Genomic DNA, 21,079 nt, shown 5'->3' with positions numbered 1-21,079 from the left:
AACCAGCGATTGTCTTTAAAGAAATGGCACTGGCCGCTTGATATTGGCGAGTGTCGCACTTCGCAGTTGAATTCGGGCATCTATATGATCAGTTGGAACTTTCCTTATGTTTTTTACCGACTTCGCTCGAAGACCAATCGATGAAAATAACCCAAGCGGCTCTAATCCTAATGGTTCTGAGGATTTTGACGAAATTAAACGTCAAATAAACAACCTGAATAAAGTCACAGGGAGAGTCTCGTGGAAAACGGTTCAAACACTCTCAAAAAAGATCTTGAGTACCCAAGCGAAAGACCTACGTTGTTGCTGTTACTTTACCGTTGCATCAACCTATAACGACGGCTTAAGAGGCCTTGTTGAAGGGTTAAACTCAATACTTGATGTGTGTGTCGTATATTGGTTCAACGCGTATCCAGAGCATTCAAAGTCAAAGGCACGAATGAGCGCTATTGAATGGATGGTAGAGCATACTGAAAAACGAATTAATAAGCATCGGGCGTTACCAGAAGAGCTTCCATTGATAGAGGCAGCACATCAATTATGCTTGAGGATTGAGGAAGAGCTTCGTCTTCATTACGGTATTGAAGCGCCGTCATTAGGTCGCATTCGCCGTATTTTGAATCAATGGATTGAGCAGATAAAAGAACAACAGATTGCGGCTGAGTTACGCGAGAAAAAACAAGCCAACACTAGCGCTCCTGCAGCAACGCAGAAGGCACCTGAAATTAAAGTGAATGTGTCTCCCTCTCCGGCACCGGTGTCATTACCCAACCTAAATAGCCAAGAGAAAGCATCACCGGCAAAGTCTGGTCGATTTATGATCTACTTCGTTATTGGTTTGATTGTTACTGCGATATGTTCACATTTCATGTACGAGCAACAACGTTATCGAACATTGGAACAAAAAATTAATCAAGCTTCACTTAATGAACTTGTAAATTTGGTCGCCTCGTTAGATTACGAAAATAAAAAATATGCTCAGTCATTGAAAACGCAGGCCATTAATCGTGTCGATATTATGATGAATAACTGGTTTTTAGACTCGGCAAAAGTAAGTAACGTCAGCGAGCTCGATAGCTTGACCAATGAATTAATCGCAATCTATCCGGATTCGTCTTCTGCACAGCAACTACGTCAGAACTTTTTGACACAGAGCGCCCATTTAGAAGACCAGTTTATGGATGTTTATAAGCGATTCTCAGACGCAAGAACGGTGTTTGCCAACGTAGCTAGACAGAATGTAGATAAGAACTCTGAAAAGGCGTACGAATACAGTAACTCGTTATTCCCGCTTTTAGGTCGTATTGAATACGCTGAAAAGTATTCACAGCAAAAGGAAATTGACCGCGCAACCCTTTTACTGAACATCTACCTATATAAATTGAGTCAGCTACAAGCTGAAAAAACTGACAATAAATAACAATACAATTAAAGAAGTTTTAGGCTTATGTTCAAACAAAAACTGTTTAGAAATCCAGTGGTGATTTCTACCATATTGATGTTTTTAGTGGCTGCAATTATCACCACTATTTATCTGCTTTTTCTTGACGAAATCGATCAAATTTATCTTTGGCTGACCCTTGGTGCTATCGCCATTGTTTACGTCATTTTTCAATTCACATTATGGTTGAAGAAAAAGAACAACTCTAAAGCTCAACATTTGGAAACCGAGGAAGAAGCTCTTTCTATGGTTATCCAGCCTCTTCTTGCTAACTCAGGCAAGAAACCAATTTACCTGATGCTTGGTAATAAAGGGTCAGGGCGACGTCAATTTTTATTTAATTCTAGTGCAATTAAACCGATGGATCGCACTAGAACCGCTAAGAATGACTTTTTTGAATGGTACGAATCTGACAGCGCTGTATACATCAAACCAGACCAACGCTTAGTGTTCCAGGAAGTATCAAGCAGTGATGCTTCTTTATGGAATACGTTCATTGAAGAAGTTATTCATCATCGACCTAGAAAGCCATTTTCTGGGTGTCTATTCTTCATCGATTTCGAGTTCATGATCGTCTCTGAGCCAGAACAAAAAGAGTACACCATTTCGTCGTTACTGGCGCGCTTGAGTACCATCAACTCTAAAACGTCTTCAGCATTGCCAATCTATTTGATTATGTCAAAGCTAGACAAGTTAGATGGCTTTAAAGAATACATGCACTTTAGCTCTCTCAAGACACGTGTTGAGTTCCTCTCTATCCCACTAAAAGAAGCCAAGGGTGTATTTGCAGAGTACTACCGCGATAGCTATCTAAATCTAGTGAGAGTGCTTGAAAGTAATGCGCTAGATGCATCCGCTAATTCAACGGACATTGATGAGAAACAAGCAATACTCGCTTTCCCTAAGCAGTTTGAGCTATGTCAGTCTGAAGTCAGCTATGTGCTTGAGCGTCTATGTGATGTTAACAACGGTGTCTATTCACTAGACATCCGTGAGATTTTCTTTAGTTCGAGTCTGCAAGGCGGTCGCAAGTACAATTTGCTTGCAAAAAGTTGTAGTAATTACTTCAACTTACCTATTATCGCGTCAGAGCATACACAGTTAACAGAAACGCCTTATTTCTCTCGCTTTCTGATTGATTCACAAATATTGCCGGAAAGCGACTTTGCGGGCGAAAACAAGACGTATCTTCGTCTAATTCAGAGACAAAGCCGTTTGGCAATACTCGGCTCTATTATCCTGCTTACTGGGGGCAGTTACTTCTTTTTCACGACATTAGACAGTAACTTACACGTGATGAATCAACTCTTGAGTATCGATGACAAATCGCAAGTGGAGCAAGATGCAAGATTCAATGAGCTTTTAGCGAAGGCGACGAAAGCAATAGAGCCTTCTTATGGGGCGTGGCTTAAAGGTTCTAAGGCTTTGGATGAAGAGATATTACCACTCAACATTAGCCGTTTGGATCAAAGCACTCGCATCGCTTACGAAGCATTACTTAAGGACGTTGCTCAACAGTTGATACCTCTCATTGAGAAAGGTTACCGTCTACAACTGACACAAAATCAAAACACTTTTACACGCGCTTTACCTCTATTGAAGGGGTATCTAATGCTAAACGATCCAACAAAGCGTGATATCCGTTTTTTGCGTCATCAAACTCTCCAAATGATGAACGATTTGAGCAACCAAAGTGACGTCGTCAATCAGGCGATGCGCTATTTGGACGCTTACTTTCGCACACAGTTTGATCCAATTGATATCAATATGGATCTTGTTCGCGCAACACGTCGCTCACTGCTAGCAAATTCGAATGTTGATCTCGTTTATGCAGGCATTTTAAACGAAGCAAATTCGATTGATTTAGGAACCCTAGATCTGCAACGAGCTGTGGGTTTTGAGTTTAGCAATGTATTCAACACACCAATCGATAGTGAACGCTTGATCGTAGATAAGATCTATACCTCCACTGGTTTTAGTACTTTTTATCGACCACGCGTGGACCTAATGTCACAACAAGTCATCAGTGACAACTGGGTTTTAGGTCTGTCACAACACGTTATTCCTACTAGTGAAGAACAAGAAGCCTTCAAAGAGGAAGTACGTAAAAAATATACTGACGACTACATCAGTAATTGGCGCAATGCGCTGAGTGAACTAAAAGTCCAAAACTATGACAATGTCGGCGATCTAACGAACGCGATAGACTTAATCTCGGGCCCTTCTTCACCAATGACAACCGTACTGAAGCAGGTCTATGCCAACACACAATTTTCACCCGTTGGTGAAAAAAATGCTCTGATTTCAAAACTAGACCCGAAACTCGTGGCAGCGGCAGACTCCGCATCAGACGCAGTAGAGGAAGTAGTTAAGCCTGATTACTTGTTGATGAAACGTGTTGAACAAGCTTTTCACTTATTAAACCAACTTCAGGTCAGTGAAACACCAAACTCCCCTACTCCTTGGGATGAGACCGTAACAGCGTTAAGCCGTGTTCGCACTTATATGAAAGACATCGCTGATGCACCTGACCCGCAAATGGCGGCGCTAGCGGCAGCTCAGCATCGAATGAACAGCAGTGAAGCTGACCCATTAATCAAACTTAAACAGATTGCCCAAAAATCACCGGAACCCGTTCGTAGCTGGTTGTTAGATGTGGTTCAACAAAGCTGGTCAGTCATGATTAAAGAGTCCGCTAAAGGCATTCAAACCCAATGGTACAGCGAGATTTACACCAAGTTTAAAGAGATAGGGCTAGGACGATACCCATTTGATCTAACAGCGACTGAGGAAATCTCAATTGAAGATTTTGAATTACTGTTTGCTTCAGGTGGCTTGTTAGACACATTTATTCAGAAAAATTTTGCACCGTTCTACGATACCAATTTGTGGACGCCAAAACAGGTGGATGGCGAGACGATGCCAATCTCTCCGGCTCTGTTAGTGCAACTGCGTAACTATAACGTTATTCGAGACACATTAATTAATAAAAGCACTAACCGCGTTCATATTCCGTTTAGTGCAAGAGTACTCGATCTTGATTCTAGTGCGATTAGAGCGAGCTTAAAAATTGCAGATACCAATATAAGTTACTACCACGGTCCAAGCCGCATTCGTGAAATGGCATGGCCACCGCAAAATGGTGACTTCAATATTAGTATCACACTCCAGGATGTAACCGATGAAGGCAGACAGCACGTTTTAAATAAGAGTGGTCAATGGGCGATATACAGATTGCTAGGTGACTCGACCTTGACAAACACTCATAACGGCAGCTTTGTCAGTGACATAAAAGTGTCAGGGAGGGACTTGAGCTTACGCATCACTCCGTTGACACAGAAAAACCCATTCACTCTTGCTGAGCTGTATAACTTTACGCTCCCTGAGTCGATTTAATAACAATATAAAAACAAAATAGGCAGAACACATGATTTCAAACATGACTTTACAAGGTTTAGATAAATTAGATCGAAAAATACTTTCAAGTCTATTGTCGAATGGGCGAGAGTCGATTGCGAATCTATCCCGAAACATTGGTTTGTCTCGAACAGCAGTAGCAGAAAGAATTAATCGTTTAGAAAAGACCGGTATTATCAAAGGCTATACCGCACAGATTCGTGTAGAAAATGAAGGGCGAAAAGCCGCTAGTTATCTACTGATCTCTTGTGAAAAGGGTAAGAAGAATGATGTAACGAATGCACTTAAAGAAATCCCTGAGGTTCGCTTAACGAGCGTTGTTGGTGGCAACTTTGATATTATTGCCCTAATTGAAGCGCCCGACCTGCAGTCTATTCATCATCTTTGTAATGAAATTGAATCATTTAACGGCATTCAAAGGCTTGATACTACCGTTGTACTGCATCAGCCGATCAGTCGTTAAGCTTTTCTGACCTCTTTGAGGAAAACATAAAGGGCCGCTCGTTGAGCGGCTTTCTTATATGCTTCCGATAAGTCGAATTTTGGCGTCTTTATCACCTGGGTTTCCTAGCCAGAACGTTTGACCTAGTTGGTTCCCTTCTCCATTACCCAGTTTGTTTTCTGGAATACTGTCTAGGTTAACTGTCAACTTTAGGTCCCACGACATTGGGTCACGCAGAATAAAGCGCATCAAGCCCACCAGCGTCTTATGTAACTCACCATCGTAGGAAAACTGCTTAAACGTTTCAAAATCAATGTTGTCGATACACAAGTTAAACTTGCCGTTCAAATCCGCAATGCTTTGTCCCAAGTGTAAGCTTTGCCCCAATACACAATTGGAACGATTGAGTTTGTTACGCTGGCTTTCAGCGATTTCTACGCGTCTATAAACCCATTCTTCGATTCGCACATTCGGCAGTGAAAAGTAGTGCGAAACAATACCGGAAATAAGCTTGGGTGAGCGTGTACGCGTAGATAACTGGTTCACGTAAGACAGAACTTTCGCTCGATCTAACTCCGCTACTTCACAATCTTGCATAACGCTAGAAAGACCAGCCAAATGCAGTATGCGCCCAGAAAACGCATCGCTTGCCCCGCTTTTGTACTGCACGTGATATCGGTATTTCTTCCAAACACGATACAGTAAGCTTGTATAGCGGTTGTGGAAAAAGTCGAAGAAATCCTTCACTGGGTTATCATCGGGATCACGACCGACGAGTTTCTCAGTGTAAGACGCAGGCAGGGGCGAGCTTGAACCATGCAAGCCAAGAAAGTTCGTCTCAATACGTGAATATTGCTGTCCGTTTCTTTCCATATGAGTAATAAAGTCCATATCACTCTTTGGAAAGCACAGGTTTGGCGACACGCTGAACTCAATTCGCTCTTGGTGAAAGTATTTGTTCTCGCCCACGGCAACAAAATTTGAGTTTGGCTCCAACTGGTAGTGTTTCTCTAACAGCAACACCGCTTGGTAGAAACTAAACTCATTCGACTTATCAGAAAGTGTGTTAATCATAGTATCGTCTGCTGCCCGATTAGGCTTGCCCAGTTGTAAACCTCGCCCGTCGCTTCATCGAACACCTCTAGTTCGGTAAAGGAGTTCACACTCGAATACAAACGGATAAATTCATTCAATACCGTGGCCATAAGGAACATATCGCCTTCATTTACGAAGAACTTAGAGTCCGTCACGAGCTTGAATTGGTTACCACGCACAGATACACCACGAAATACGCGATCGATTGGTTTCATCTCTGAAGAAATAATGCCATCAAGTCGATGAATCGACGCGCGGTGGGCTTGTCTATCGACTCGAGAGTGGAAGTCGTAAGTCGAGAGCAACACTTTCAACACATCGATATTGGCCAAAGACAAGTAGTTGAGCGACATGTTGGCAATCAACTGCCATTGAAGTTCACCATTAACCTGAGGACTTACTGACTGTGTTGGCTTAGTAATGTTTTTAAACGTCGCATACGTTGGCGACTTGTGCGTCGCGTACGTGATATCTCCTACTGACAGGCGCTCCGCTAAGTCCGCGTTACTGCATTGCAGTTTCATCAATACTGTTTCAGTCCCTAAATCCGCGATGTCGCCATTGTGAGTATGGAATGAGATATAGCGCTCTAACCCTCTTCCGCTTACTCGCTCGCCCACTTTGGATTTGTAGAACTCTCGCTTATCACGCTGGTTGATTTGGTGCTCAAACGATTCAAATTCAATCAGTGGTTTTCGGCGACGCTCGTCTTTACTCCAGCTCTCCACTTGCTCAATGGAATAAACCTCGTAATGCTCTTGAGTGTTACTTTGTGGACGCACCTTGTACTCGTTTCGTCGATGCTCTAAACGGATTGGATCGCCGTCTTTTTCAAACAAGTTAACGGCAGGTGTGCAGTGCAACCTTAAGTGTTTATCTTTAAGCACCACCTCTGAAGGCAAAGCACGCTTAAAGTGAAATTTGATTTTGACCGTGTTGCGCTGTGGAATGCCTTTTAGCCACTCTAAGCCTTTAATGTCGAAGAACATGAACTTATCTGGCAAAGAGAAGAATTCTTGCAGCAAACGGTAGCCTGCAAAGGAATTTTTGCTGTAAGGCAACAGCGCCTCGTCCTCTTCATGCCCGACTGGCTTAACGTATTCTGGCCCTAAACGATGTTTGTAGCCGCCACCAACATCCAACTCGACGTAATCTAGATAACGGAACAGCCATAAGAAGACAGTGCGAGTAATATGAATCTCACCATGCAGGTGCAAACGCAACGTATCTAAGCCGATCCGAGACAGCTCAAGGCCATGCTCCGTCGATAACGTCACATCAATCATCGAGCTGGTGCGGCTGTTAGTTTGTTCGATGTTAGTAATCGTAATTGGGTATAGATTGACGTCATAACAAGTACGGAACAAACACTGCGTGCCTTCTACCTGCTCGCTGGCCATTTCCGCACCACGTTTCACCACGGTTTTCTCAGTAACACTTCCGGTATGCGGTTTTAGTTCGCTAATACACAAAGACGGGATCGAACGCATGTAATGTGGCCACAGCAAAGTCATCAGAGATTGCGTTAGCTCAGGAAGTTCATCGTCAATCTTTTCGCGGATGCGTCCGGTCAAAAAAGCAAAACCCTCCAGCAGTCGTTCGACATCTGGATCAAAAGTTCCTTCAGAGAGAAAATGAGTTAACTTCGGATGATATTTGGCAAACTCACTACCCGACTCGCGTAAATACGTGAGTTCATCTTGAAAGTATTTACTGTTACTCAAGTGGCACCTACTAAACGTTAAATTGGCCGTCGGTTCCCATGTAGACATCGATCGACATTGGGACTTTACCGCCGTTATGGGAAACTTCGCCGCGAATACCAAAGCCGAGTTGTAATGGATTATGGTGGTCTTCACGGTAATGAACCTCGACATTAAACAGTCGGGGCTCAAAGCGTTCTATGGTTGACGTGATGTTTTTTTGAATATGGCGAACGAGGTTTGTGTTGTTAGAAAGTACGTCGTTAAAATCTGGCAGACCATACTCATTGTCGATCATTGCGTTGCCGGAGTGCGTATTCAACAAGTCAGCGAGATGCGAGTGAATGGATTCAATCAAATGCTTATGAGACACCACTTTCTCGTAGCAGTTTTTTGGTTCTCCTAGCTCGATCCGCTCTAAAAGACGGTAACCTTTTTCCATATGCGGTCCTACGAAAAAAGCAGCCAGTCTTCACTGGCTGCTTGATGGTTTCAGTAATGGGTTATTGGTCTAGCTTACCAACTAGAGACAAGTCGAAGCTTGCGCCCATGTACTTGAAGTGAGGACGTACAGACATCGATACTTTGTACCAGCCTGGATCGCCTTCTACGTCTGATACTTCAACCTTCGCAGCACGAAGCGGACGGCGACCACGAACTTCCGCTGGCGGGTTCTCTTGGTCAGAAACGTATTGACGAATCCACTTGTTCAGTTCGATTTCTAGGTCAGAACGCTCTTTCCAAGAACCGATTTGCTCACGCTGTAGCACTTTGATGTAGTGCGCTAAACGGTTGATAATGAACATGTAAGGAAGCTGAGTACCTAGCTTGTAGTTCATCTCGGCTTGTTTGCCTTCAGGCGTGTTCGCAAACACTTTTGGTTTTTGAACAGAGTTTGCAGAGAAGAACGCCGCGTTGTCAGAACCTTTACGCATGGTTAGCGCAATGAAACCTTCTTCTGCTAGCTCATACTCACGACGGTCAGAAACCAGGATCTCGGTTGGGATCTTAGTCTCGATTTGACCCATAGCTTCAAAGTTGTAAACCGGTAGATCTTGTACAGTACCACCGCTTTGAGGACCAATAATGTTCGGACACCAACGGTACTTAGCAAATGATTCACTGATCTTGGACGCCATCGCGTACGCTGAGTTGCCCCATAGGTAGTTATCATGGCTGTCTGTCACTTGCTCATCGTAGTCAAACGCCTTGATTGGGTTATCTTCAACAGAGTAAGGCGTACGTAACATAAAGCGAGACGTACATAGACCTAAATAACGTGCATCTTCGTGCTCACGCAGACCACGCCATTTCGCGTACTGTGGACCTTCGAATACAGACTTAAGATCTTTTAGGTTTGGCAGCTCTTCGTAGCTGTCTAGACCAAAGAATTTAGCCGATGCCGACGTGATGAATGGTGCGTGAGACATTGCGCCTACGTTCGCCATGTATTCCATCAGTTTGATGTCAGGCGAAGAGGCAGACATAGCGTAATCACAAATGACGGCGCCAACAGGTTTACCACCGAACTGGCCGTATTCACGTGTGTAGATTTGCTTGTACAGGCCAGACTTCACCACCTCTGGAGCGTCTTCGAAGTCATCAAGAACTTCGTCTTTCTTCGCAGAGATCAGTTCAATTTGAATGTTCTCGCGGAAGTCAGTGTGATCAACCAGGTACTTAAGGCCACGCCACGTTGATTCAATCGCTTGAACTTCTTCGTTGTGAAGAATTGCATCAACTTGCTTAGACAATTTTTGGTCGATTTCAGAGATCATCAGATCAACCAGAGATTGGTCGACTTTCTCTGTGTTCGAACTGCTTAGTAGCTCACTGATGAATGCTTCTACGCCGCGTTTTGCAACGTCAAAACCTTCATCACTTGGCTTTAAACGTGTTTCGTTAAGAATGCTATCCAGAAGTGAGCCTGATTCAACTAAGGCTGCTTCTTGTTCTGGCGCTTGTGCTTCTGCAGACATGATATCCCTTACTCTTCTTTCGCGTCTTGGTCGTTGCCAATGCTTAGTTCATCCAACAGTTTCTTTCTCGCTTCTTCATCTTGAAGAACCGATGCGATCTTCTTACGGAACGCAGGAACATTTCCTAGAGGACCTTTCAGTGCAACCAAGGCTTCGCGAAGCTCAAGTAGGCTGTTTAGTTCAGGTACACTTTTCGCGATCGCTTCAGGTGAGAAGTCCTTCATGTTTTGGAACGTCAGATCAACACCAATCTGGCCGCCTTCTTCATCAGAAAGACGGTTTTCAACGTTGACTTTAACGTTTGGAGACATGCCCTCTAGCACTTCGTTAAAGTTGTCTTTGTCGATGTTAATTGGAGTACGTTCTTCAATTGGTGTCTCATCTGCACGCGCAGTAAAGTCGCCAACTACCATCATGCTTAGCGGCAGCTCTACGTCTTCTTGCGTATCGCCAGTTGCTGGAACATAACGGATATTAATTCGCTCTTTAGGAGCCACCGAGCCGTCACGTGACATAATTCGTTCCTTATCTAACTCTTTAATTAGTCGTAAATTGCTTTCCACTCTTCATACTTCTCAGGTAGAAGATCCTTGCTTCCAAATAACCGATGGAGTGTTTTTCGAATTAGGTCTTCTAACTGTGACGATAAGTGGGGTTCCCAGCTCGCGAGATTAAACGCTTTTTGTACTTCCCACCCCTTCTCAAGATACGGCAAACACAACGGGTATAATCCAACAGACTGGTAAGCTGCTATCAATTGTAAATACAGCATGAACTGCCCACGTCCCGAGCTATCCAGCCCAAGTTTGTGGGCAAGCTCTGCGGCACATTCCCCTAGATTTTCTAGAGTGATATCCTCCATTGGCAGCGAGTCTTCCTGCGAAATCACAACCGTTTGAACAACAGGTTGAGAAGTCGAAGAAGTAGTATCTTGAGTCGATAACCAGCTCAAGGTCGCTTCATCTGCAAATGGTATAGAATTCTTAAATGAGAGGTGCTCGATGCCCTCTAGCGATTCAACAAAACGCGTCACTTCTTGTTTCACAGCAAGCGCTGCATCATCAAAGCCCAAGTTATTAAGCATCGAATACACGAAGTAATGGCCCGTCAGCCAAAACAGCGCATCCGTTAATGTGCGCTCCAAACGCTTAATGGTGTCGATGTCGCTTTCTTGGTCAGCTTTATCTCGGTATTCCGCTTGTTGATCGGACGACACTGCCAAGCTCAAAGGCGTTTGATTATTTTGGTGGCCGGGTAGACCATCAATGTCATCCCAAGTCAGATGACGATAAATCCGGTAAGCCAGCGGATCACTTGGGTTCGCATGAAGCATGACTTCCGCAACCTTCTTCAAGGTGCGCTTAGAAGCCGTAGGCGAAGAGAAGTCCGTATCGACATCGACTTCTTTTGCTACCGCTTTCTTAACTGGCGCAGGTTTAGGAGCCGGTGGAACCGTCTTCACCGGTGCGGTTTGCTCTTCACTCTGCGCTGGCGTTTCTGCGGCGGCAGGCTGCGTAGCTGGTGCAGGCGCCGCTTGTTCGATGTTAACGACTGCTTCATCGCTCTGCTCATCAGCCGCCGCTTGTTGAGATAAAACATTGAGTTGAGTGCGAATCTCAAAGAAATCCGCTTCTGAGTCTTGGTAAACCTCGTCGTACTGGCGCTGCACTTCTTCAATAGTCGAAATGCAGTTTGATACCAAATCCCATGACTGAGCGCTTTCCGCTAACTTGCTGCTGACCAGTTTAAACTGATGGTTCAACCATTCGACCGCGCCATCTCGACCCCGCTTTCGGGAAGGATACAATTCAACGCCAAAGCGACTTAACGCCTCACTAAGCAGCTTTAGCCCTTGTTCAAAGCCTTGCAGACCAAACTCTTCTGTTAGCGCGCGAACAAGGTAACAAATGGCTTTTAAGTCTTTACTGTGGTGCTCTAGAACTTCAGTCGCGTGCGTTTTTACTACGCTCCAATCTACTGTTTCGCCAAACAATGAACCGAATTTCTTCACTTCGGATTCCATCATTTCATAGCAAAACTCGTAACGGGCATCGTTACCCACTGGAGATTCATCAGAAATAGGATTAAGCAGACGATCGATATCAATGTTGGACAAAATTCACGTCTCCTTCAGTCAAGTAATCTCTCAACGCACGCGCTACCGCAATTGCGCCATTTGCTGGCTTAGATAATCGATGGCTCTGCTCAATCGCATCCGACGCCATGCTATCTAGAATTTTCGTGATTTCTGTAAATTTACTTGGTGCATTCCGTTCTAAATCGGCAAGGGATTCATGTAGCTTTTGTTTGTCGTAAACGGATTGCTCCATCACGGTGCTAAACAAAATAAATTCGCTTCTTGCGACGATTAAATCCTTTATTTTTTTGTCTAGTTCTGGCGTATTACCGAAGTAGGCTTTGGCTAATTCAGCTTCTTCAATTGCTTTGGTGTAAAAGTGCGCCTCTGCATGTTTATCGATGGAGTCATTAATATTTTCCATCACAGCCTTTGGTAAGATTTGGTTGTAGAAATAGGCTTGTGACTGGTTTAATAACCATGCCTCTTTCATTTCATTTTCTGCGAGCTTAGCTTCACCATCTAAAATTAAGCGAGCAATCTGCTTATCTCGACTGCCAGCTATGGCAGATACTTTCATGGAATCGATAGACGCGACATTTAATCCAGACATCACTTTAGTCAACGCCTCATCCGCATATGGAAACAGGGCACCGTCACGAACAAGGGTTTCTCGCAAGGTGACAAGCTCCTTACGTAATTCGACTAATGCCATTGGTAAGCCATCCGCTAACGATTGATACGACGTTAACTGAGCCTGTTTTTCTTCATATAAATTCGAGAGGCTTAACTGCTGAGCTTGATATGCTGTTCGATAAGCTTCTGTCATATCAATACTCTGTTTAGCTTGAGACAATTCTTCTTTGATTTTCCATGGAGGCTGAGCCAAAAAAGAAGCCGTTTCAGAGGGCGTAATAACGTGAGTTACAGGAGCGACTCCTCGGGGAAAAATGGCATCCAATTGATCTTTATTCTGTTGATATAAATAGCTTCCTGCTGTTGCCAGCACACTCAACACTAAGCTCGCCTCTAATATTTTAAAGCGACCATACGCCGTTTTATCATTTGGCTTACAGTGTGTAAGCAGCAAGTCCGCGTTACGCAAGCTACTGAAAATTGGTGCGTTAGAATTTGAGCTAATTGATTGCGTATCGATTCGCGCTAACTGTTGAGCAAAAGAAATAGCGGTATAGCCATGCCCTCTTGGTTTGTTGATGACTTCTTTCAGCAATTTCCAAATATGAGCCGGGATCAAAGCCGGACGCTTTCGGTCTTTTAACTGCTTATTCCAAGCATCACCAAATATTGAGCCTAAAAATAGATGTCCAGCGAGCAAAGCGAGAGAGTAAACATCATCTTGCGGTTCCGCGATGCCAGTTTCTATATAAAGAGGGGAGGCGTAGCTCAAGCTTGCCTCAGCGTAAGGTTCTGTCTCTCCAATGTAACGAGCAGCGCCGAAATCAATGAGCTTAACGTAATCGCCTTCACTCACTAATACGTTAGATGGTTTAATATCAAGATGGCAGATACCTCTTGTATGCATAAACTCTAGAGCGCCAGCGAGTTGATACACCAACCAAGCGATGTGGTCGTGGCGGAAGCCTTTAGAAGAATGACGCTCCATTTTTTCTGCCAGTGATTCACCTTGGATCCACTCGTACATCAAATATGGGCGTTCAAATTCATTGCCGATTTTTACAAAGTTAGCCACGCTAGGGTGTTGAGAAAGCTCCAGCCTGCTCGCTTCGTTAATCAACATTTTGCTCGCAAATTCTGGCGAGTCATCATTGATAACTTTGCAACAGATTTGCTTCTCTGGCTGCCCTTTTTTTGCAAGATGGTAAACCGTTGTCTTACCATTTCTAGAAGGAAGCTTGTCTAATACATCAAACTGTGAAAAAAGCACGTACTCAAGCTTCGGCTTATTTTTTTCTGCTAGCCTTTGCTCATTCAGTTTCTTTTTCTCAATAGCTTTAACAACCAACTGATCGATATATCCTTTGGCTGTACTCTGATTATTAGACACTTAGTACTCTTTCATAGAATAAATATTATTAGAGTTGAATAATATTTTCTTGAACGTACTTGTATCAAGGTTGGTATTTAAAACAAACAGTAAGCCTATTATTTTAGTTATTATTACTAACTTATTAGACCTTTTTACTTACGCTTTCACTGCATGAGTTATACGCTTTTTCGTGTTACAAACTTCAACCTAATAATATGAGTATACTTTCATTGCCATTTGATCGATGAGTGCTCACTAACATTGCAGTAATTGGAGAACTCCTTTGTCACCATGAAAGTCGAACATTAACAACGTAGTTGGTTGCTTAAAGTGGTGCTCTCTGACCGCAAAAGCAATTAAAGCGAGAGAAGAACAACTGCCCATCGTGCCCCACAACTCATTGATAAGCTGCGGTTGTTCTGGGTTCGTGAATCGTTCTGCTTTAGCTCCCAGAGCAAAACCGTAATCTTCCGAGTGCATGCGAAGGTTCGTCATATCGGAATACACTTCACCAAATGAATCGAGCTTTTTACTCGCACGTTGAACAAGTCGAAACATGCCTCTTCGGTCTGAAGTGTTTAATTCCGTATCAATGTAGCCAAGCTGCGCTTGAGGCTTAAGTTTCAATGTTTCTACGGTATTTCTTCGACAAAGAATTAAACCCGCCCCACCCTCACTCGGAATAACGCCCCATGGATTATTGGTACTCATTACCATCGCATCGTCGATGAGTGTTTGCATCGAACTCACCAAGGTATCGACACTGATACACATCATAGCATCGTATTTATCCAATGATTTCATGGCCTGGAGAACGAAACTGGGCCCACTGGCATGAACAGCATTCACCACAGAGAGAAATTCAGCATAGTTACTTTCACCAAGCCATTCTTGCACCTTTACTAGTGAAACAGACGCAGGCACCGCTATAAGCAAAGGTATTGGTCTCAATGAACGTGGTAACTGCGCTAACAATGAATCAAGCAAGTGGGTGATTAACTCGCACGTTTTCTCAAACTGCTCACTTTCTTTGGTGTATTCGATTTTGGCGTAAGTAAAACGCTCGATACCATCATCCCCTACACATTGGTCGAATCTTCCTAAGTCAGCATACGAAACTGCACTAGCAATATCTAAATTCATACCGGTTGGCGTCATCACTTCCATCCCTAGCACGTAACGGCCTGTTGAATTATGCATGCTCGCTTACCTCTTCCAACTTAGTGATCGATGTCGACACCAACAAATGCTCCTTGCCCTGACAAGGAAACACAGCGGTGTAACTGATTGATATAGTTTTCTTTTCCGCATCAACGAATAAGGTGTACATCGCCATATCAGCTTGATAACTTTGATCTTTGAACGTCGCGATCGCACGGTATTTTTCTTTAGGAATTCGAAATGAAAGCGTGTCATCATGACAAAAGCCACTCATCATCAAACGCTCCCCCCCACGAAGGAAGCCTTTGCACTGTTGATCAATAGGCGCGCTTTGGAAGAACCGCTTATCAAAATCGAGTGGCAACATTGGCTTGCGATTCTCAATCCAATCGTCATCGAACGTGCCGGCTAGCTTCTGGCGCGACTCAAAGAACGGAGGGACTGGCCCGAACCCCGCAACGCGTAGTTTTTTCGCGGCGGCACTCCAGTCCTCTCGGGGATAAAAAATCGAGGGTACTTTCTGTTCAAGCAATTCTTTGTTGGAGTCGGCAACCCCACCACCTATTCGGTTACGTAAATCACCGCCTACCGCGCAAGTGTAATCAATGTCTTTTTCAATAAATGGGACTGGATTGCTCAGCGTGATACCGCCAGCATGCTCAACCCATACGCGTTCCCCGTGAATAGCGAGAGTCTTATCGATATGACCATCAATCAGCACACGACACTCTTGGTATGTCACTGGCTTTTTCGCGTAGCTGCGCGCTTTGCCGTAAACAAGTACATCTGTGTTGTCTTTGGTATACGCGAACTCGTGGTCAACTTTCATCGCAGAGAAACCTTCTTCGCCCAAATATTGGGGATCATCGAAGATTTCACTTTCACCTAATTCGTGCCAAACCACACCATCGAATTGCCAAGTACGTTTAGCGACCACAACCCACACTTCATCGCCGTTTTCGTCACGTTGAAAACGACCTTTAAGTGATAGCTCAGGGTGCGCATCAATATCCCATAACTGCATTGCTATTCCTTAAGTTGAATCGTTCGCTCGCAGAAGGTGCGGCCTTTAAATTGTTAAAGTTCCAGTCTTGTTGATGAATCGGCATTGCCATATCCCAAGGCACGTAGGCTCTGGATTGAATACAGATTTGGCGCCATAGCCAGTCGCGGAACAGCACATCAACGTTAGAATCTTGCATCGCAGCTAACGTAGACTCGAAGCTCAATGCGTAACCCAAGCGGCTTGGTAGATTTTGGATATATTTTTCATCTTCCACCCACTCATTGAGCAGATCGACGATCTCTTCCCATTCATACTCGACACCAACATCTTGCGGAGTCAGAGGAAGAAGCTTTCCGTAGACGACATACAAGGCATGAAGCCAAATTTCACCTTCAGCTTCCTCCAGACTTTCCAAGTGCTCGATGATTTGGGGCACCAGTTTCCAATCACCACTCAGCGCAAAATCAACAGGTGCTAATGAAGAAGAGATATCAAACGCCTCAAACTCTTTTAACTCAAGCAACTTGGCATAAGTGAGCACTTGCGCTGATGGTAATCCATTTGGTTCGATGCCAAAGCACTGACGGAGCCAAGTGCCTCTGTCACGTTTGGTAATCAAACGTTCAAATAGATATTGTTCGCTGCCTGCATTGTCATTGAGCCAATCAATCCCCTCTTTCACGTCTTGTAAAGCGAGCAGTGGCAAAGCAACATGAGAGCTAATGATGCTGGCTTTGTGCCAGCGCTTGATGAGAGAAACACTTAATGTTTGACGTACACGTAAGCATTCAAAGTAAAACGCACTGGATGTCGCATTACCCTCAATAAGCTCCGAAAGCGTGCTATCCATAGATTCAACCGGAGATTGTACGGCAATGACCATTGCGGTTTTAGCGTCAATATCTTCGAGTAAACTCAAGCCGCACAAAAGGTTATCCAACGCTGAGCCCAACTCGCCTTGTAGCATCAGCCAGCTGTAGATTTCTGGCTCCTGGCCTCTTAACTGATGAATCAACCCCGGTGCTAACCGATAAAACGACAAGTACACCTGCTTCAGTTCTTCAATTTGGCGTTCAATCAGCTTGAGATACGCCAACTCACGACTTGGATAACCCCTTTTGTGAATTTGAACTCGCTGCCTGATTAAAAAACCGATACTTTCAGAAGCAATGGACAGCTTTTCATTACAGAAATCCAGCCATGTTACTGGCAACTGGGAAAGGTCATTCACAGCGCGCTCAGCTTTTGCTAACGCGCCTTCGACTTCTTGATTGGTTATGGGTGCCTTTAGGTGCTCGACACCGATTCTTTGTCGCATCTGGTTATCCGTTATTAGCGTGCCATAACGCGATTGCAATTAGTTAACTCGAAGTAATTAGCTCACTTGGCGTGACTTGTTAACACAAAACCATTAGCTAACGCGAGGTAGTTAGTTAATTGCGATCGTTCCGCCTTGAATTTTTTGTGCTTTTTCTGCTTGAGAAGTGACGTACTTCGCTTTAGTGGTAATTCGTCCATCGCGCCCGCTATAGCGAGTTTCTGTCTCACCACTTTTGACTACCAACTCTTGTTCTGTCTCGATAACCATCTTCTTTGCTCGCAATACAAACTCGTCAGAGTCATCCAGAATGGAGAAGAAAATGTCCGTCACAAGAGGCAAGCTTAAGTCGTCGTTCAAAAACTCAACTCGACAACTTAATCGATTATCGATAGCCATTTGCAGCTCAGAACGACGAAAGCCACGTCCTAGTCTCGCAGTGAGTGGCTGCTTAAATGGGTTACCATCAAAATCAACTCGCACACTGCCCGTAGACTCATTGATAGCCACTATTCTTCCAAAACGCGAAAAGCAAGCCGTTGATTCGGCTTGCTGCTCTGATATTACTTCTGTTGTAAGAGGTTGTTTTTCCATTGTTAGTTAACCACTACGTTGCCACCTTTCACGACGACTTTGTCACTGCCTTCGATCGTAATAGCCGAGCCTGATAACTTTATTGAACCATCACTGTTCATCACTAAAGAGGAACCACCCGTTTTCAATACAATCTTGTCGCCACTGATAATTTGCGTTGCACCATCGGCTTTATAAGCGGTGTTCCCTTTCACTGATACCGTTAAGTTGCCACCAATCGTCTGGTTATCATCCGCACCAATATCTGAACTCTTAGACGCACCGATAGTAAGGTTACTGTTTTCGCCAATATCTAAGTCATCATTTTTACCGATCTTAGTCGTACGGTTATCACCAATTTCTAAGTCAGAATTGTTTTTCACATACTGGGCTTCGTTCGCGTTGTATGTGACGGTAACGTCTTGCTCGACTGTCTCGGTAAACGTACTGTTTACTTGTGTCGTTTTATGTCCATGAATGGTTTCTTTATGGTCACCATGAACTTCATTCGTTTGGTGACGTGCAACCTTCAAGAATTCATCTTGACCGATATCACGGTAACGGTTGTTGAGCACCTTGGTCGACATGTCTTTTTGAGCGTGAATATAGACTTCTTCTTGGTTCGCTTCGTCTTCAAAACTCAACTCGTTGTAACCTGTTCCTTTGTGCGTTTGCGTGCGGAACGTGGTACGAGTTTTGTTTTCTGGCAAAGAGTACGGTGGGAAATGCAAACCGTTGTAAACTGCGCCCGTAACTAACGGACGATCTGGATCCCCCTCAAGGAAAGTCACTACGACTTCATGGCCAATACGCGGCAAATAAACTGCGCCCCATGTTGGCGCCGCCATGGATTGGCTTACACGAATCCAACAGCTTGAATGTTCGTTGTTATCACCGTAGCGATCCCAATGGAACTGTACTTTCACTCGACCAAGCTTGTCGGTGTAAATCTCTTCACCTTCTGGTCCTACAACAACCGCCGTTTGAGGGCCATCAACCACTGGTGCTGCTAGTTTAGGCGCTTTAAACACCACATCACGTGGAATACACGAGAACTGGTTGTAGTAAGTGGTTGGCATACCACTCGCTTCATCTTCATGCACTTGCGGATCTTGACCTGTGTGCATTACAGACAACATAAGGTAATCGCGGTTAATCTCAGAACGCGGGTGGTCACTGACGTTAAAGCTGTAACCAGATGCTAAGCGCATTACGTCACTCGTTGCTTCCACTTGTTGATTATCGACTATGTGTTCCGACATCCACTCCGTGGTTCTCACCTGACCCATCAGCGGGTCAACGTATCGTCCAGGATAATCAAACTGCTTGAGATCTTGGTCTAGCTCGCCAGCCTGTGTCATCTCTTGTGGAATTTTAGGGTGTTCGTAGTTGTAATCTGTGTACGTAACCTGTCCTGTTCTAACGCGGTTAACTAACTCGAGATCAGAGATATGTTCGCGATCGGCAACACCGCCACCATCGGCATGATAAACAATCGGCCCAATGTAAGAAGCATTTAGTGGCGAGCTTATCAAAGGTGCAATCGCGTCATTACTGTCGACAATGACCATCGTATGATTTGAATCGCTATGGTCAAAGTAATACCACATACCGTGTTCAGCCATCATACGCTGCACGAAGTGCAAGTCAGACTCACGGTATTGCAGAACGTATTCTTTTGGAGGATAAGTACCCGACACTTCAAATCGGTAATCGGTGACTGCCCCATCATCGAGTACTTCTGTGATGATGTCTTGCGCTGACTTTTGCTGGAAAATACGACAATCTTGGCGCTGAGATAAGAACCAAGCTTGAGGAACCAAGACTAATTGATAACGAGAAAAACGACGTCCAGTTCCTAAGTAACGCACTTCATTCACCACGCCGTTGAACACACGCGCAGCCCCAACACCTTGTCCGTAAAGTGTCAATGTTCCTGCTTTACGTATTAACTCATCGAACGAGATATCTGGATCAAGTGAAAGTAATGAGAGATTGATGTGGAAAGGCTTAGATAACTCTTCATGAACATGAAAGCTCTCGACCCGAAATTCATGCCCACATCCAGGCACTTCAAATTTAAATTCTACGTCATTCACCATATCTTTTACCTGATACAAATAATCGAATTAGGGCCAACAATCGTTGGCCCTGAATCTTTACGCGACGAGCAATTAAGCTTCGCGTGGAGCACGCCAGTCGTCGTTACCCGCAGTACCACAGTTTTCGTGAGTTACTTCGATCGCACGGTAAGTGAACTTAAGCACTTCTTCTGTCACGCGGTCAGCTGTTGCTGCGTCTTGACAGTGGTTCATACGAGTTTGGATATCGACAAGTAGCGCATCAATCAATTTGATTGAGTAGTAGTGCTCTTGTTTACCTTGAACTGAAGTGCGGTAGAAGCGGATCACACACTCAGGAAGTTTTTCGCCAGATACTAGTGCGTTGAATAGTAGTGGAGATGAGCGATCTTGAACTTTAGTTACAACAAGTGGACGGTGTACACGTTGACCAGTTGGCTGACCACTTTGTGGATCACGTGGAACTGTTAGCACGTGATCAAGTTCTTGTACTAGGAACTCATCAACGTGAGCTTCTTGCCATGTGTTACCTACTGAATCTGCAGAGTAAGTATCTTTAGTAATATGGCCTTGAGTCTCACCTTGGATAGACATATATGCTGGAGTTGGCATCGCTATTTCCTTTTCTAAAATCTGTTTTGTTTAAATCACCAAATCGCTTATCACCGCGACTAGTTGGTATAATCAAAGTCCGTGCCAACTTTAAAAATCAAACAAAAACAACAATTTAAGTAATACCAGGCATTGTTCACTAATATATTGAGTACAATTTATTGGA

At 44.2% G+C, this 21,079-nt stretch carries 16 protein-coding genes; 3 read left to right on the top strand and 13 right to left on the bottom strand.

Going from position 1 to position 21,079, the window contains the following annotated elements; all coding sequences use genetic code 11:
- The first annotated feature begins 106 nt into the window (after positions 1–106).
- Genes R8N49_RS18105 through R8N49_RS18095 form a run of 3 tightly spaced genes read left to right on the top strand, consistent with a single transcriptional unit; the run spans position 107 to position 5,321 of the window.
- A complete protein-coding gene (locus tag R8N49_RS18105; RefSeq protein WP_186585412.1) occupies positions 107–1,420 on the top strand; it encodes a type VI secretion system ImpA family N-terminal domain-containing protein in 1,314 nt (437 codons plus the stop codon).
- A gap of 27 nt (positions 1,421–1,447) precedes the next feature.
- Complete coding sequence (gene tssM / locus R8N49_RS18100) at positions 1,448–4,837, top strand: type VI secretion system membrane subunit TssM (RefSeq protein ID WP_318190035.1); 3,390 nt, start codon at positions 1,448–1,450, stop codon at positions 4,835–4,837.
- Between the two features lie 31 nt (positions 4,838–4,868).
- Positions 4,869–5,321, top strand: coding sequence for an Lrp/AsnC family transcriptional regulator (locus tag R8N49_RS18095; RefSeq protein WP_005373369.1), 453 nt, complete (start codon positions 4,869–4,871; stop codon positions 5,319–5,321).
- Between the two features lie 54 nt (positions 5,322–5,375).
- On the opposite strand, the gene tssG is transcribed toward R8N49_RS18095, so the two are convergent.
- From tssG to R8N49_RS18030, 13 genes are all read right to left on the bottom strand, one after another.
- Complete coding sequence (gene tssG, locus R8N49_RS18090) at positions 5,376–6,374, bottom strand: type VI secretion system baseplate subunit TssG (protein WP_005373373.1); 999 nt, start codon at positions 6,372–6,374, stop codon at positions 5,376–5,378.
- Entirely contained in the window at positions 6,371–8,119 is a 1,749-nt protein-coding gene (tssF, locus tag R8N49_RS18085; RefSeq protein WP_213879813.1) for a type VI secretion system baseplate subunit TssF, read from the bottom strand. Before tssF ends, tssG begins: the two co-directional genes overlap by 4 nt.
- A gap of 10 nt (positions 8,120–8,129) precedes the next feature.
- Positions 8,130–8,540 carry a type VI secretion system baseplate subunit TssE gene (tssE, locus tag R8N49_RS18080; protein WP_033906409.1) on the bottom strand — a complete coding sequence of 137 codons (411 nt, stop codon included), beginning with the start codon at positions 8,538–8,540 and terminating at the stop codon, positions 8,130–8,132.
- 61 nt (positions 8,541–8,601) lie between these two features.
- Positions 8,602–10,077, bottom strand: coding sequence for a type VI secretion system contractile sheath large subunit (gene tssC, locus R8N49_RS18075; RefSeq protein ID WP_005373378.1), 1,476 nt, complete (start codon positions 10,075–10,077; stop codon positions 8,602–8,604).
- Positions 10,078–10,085: 8 nt separating this feature from the next.
- Positions 10,086–10,592, bottom strand: coding sequence for a type VI secretion system contractile sheath small subunit (tssB, locus tag R8N49_RS18070; RefSeq protein WP_005373381.1), 507 nt, complete (start codon positions 10,590–10,592; stop codon positions 10,086–10,088).
- Between the two features lie 26 nt (positions 10,593–10,618).
- On the bottom strand, positions 10,619–12,193 hold the full coding sequence (tssA, locus tag R8N49_RS18065; RefSeq protein ID WP_318190034.1) for a type VI secretion system protein TssA: 1,575 nt from the start codon (positions 12,191–12,193) through the stop codon (positions 10,619–10,621).
- Positions 12,180–14,180 (bottom strand): serine/threonine protein kinase, encoded by a 2,001-nt coding sequence (locus R8N49_RS18060; RefSeq protein ID WP_104980535.1) that lies wholly within the window; start codon positions 14,178–14,180, stop codon positions 12,180–12,182. Before R8N49_RS18060 ends, tssA begins: the two co-directional genes overlap by 14 nt.
- Before the next feature lie 237 nt (positions 14,181–14,417).
- Positions 14,418–15,362, bottom strand: coding sequence for a hypothetical protein (locus R8N49_RS18055; RefSeq protein ID WP_005386097.1), 945 nt, complete (start codon positions 15,360–15,362; stop codon positions 14,418–14,420).
- Positions 15,355–16,347, bottom strand: a complete 993-nt coding sequence (locus R8N49_RS18050; protein ID WP_085569124.1) for a DUF2169 domain-containing protein — start codon at positions 16,345–16,347, stop codon at positions 15,355–15,357. Before R8N49_RS18050 ends, R8N49_RS18055 begins: the two co-directional genes overlap by 8 nt.
- Positions 16,328–17,647 (bottom strand): hypothetical protein, encoded by a 1,320-nt coding sequence (locus tag R8N49_RS18045; RefSeq protein WP_104980534.1) that lies wholly within the window; start codon positions 17,645–17,647, stop codon positions 16,328–16,330. The genes R8N49_RS18050 and R8N49_RS18045 overlap by 20 nt, the downstream gene beginning before the upstream one ends.
- Before the next feature lie 111 nt (positions 17,648–17,758).
- Positions 17,759–18,241 carry a hypothetical protein gene (locus R8N49_RS18040; RefSeq protein ID WP_025767908.1) on the bottom strand — a complete coding sequence of 161 codons (483 nt, stop codon included), beginning with the start codon at positions 18,239–18,241 and terminating at the stop codon, positions 17,759–17,761.
- A gap of 2 nt (positions 18,242–18,243) precedes the next feature.
- Positions 18,244–20,322: a type VI secretion system tip protein VgrG gene (gene tssI / locus R8N49_RS18035; RefSeq protein ID WP_042523523.1), complete on the bottom strand. Its 2,079-nt coding sequence runs from the start codon at positions 20,320–20,322 to the stop codon at positions 18,244–18,246.
- Between the two features lie 72 nt (positions 20,323–20,394).
- Positions 20,395–20,913: an Hcp family type VI secretion system effector gene (locus R8N49_RS18030; protein ID WP_005373415.1), complete on the bottom strand. Its 519-nt coding sequence runs from the start codon at positions 20,911–20,913 to the stop codon at positions 20,395–20,397.
- Positions 20,914–21,079: the final 166 nt, after the last annotated feature.

This window comes from Vibrio sp. 1978, assembly GCF_033344345.1.
Note: the sequence above shows the minus strand (reverse complement) of the source record. Positions and strands in the feature narration are given on the sequence as shown.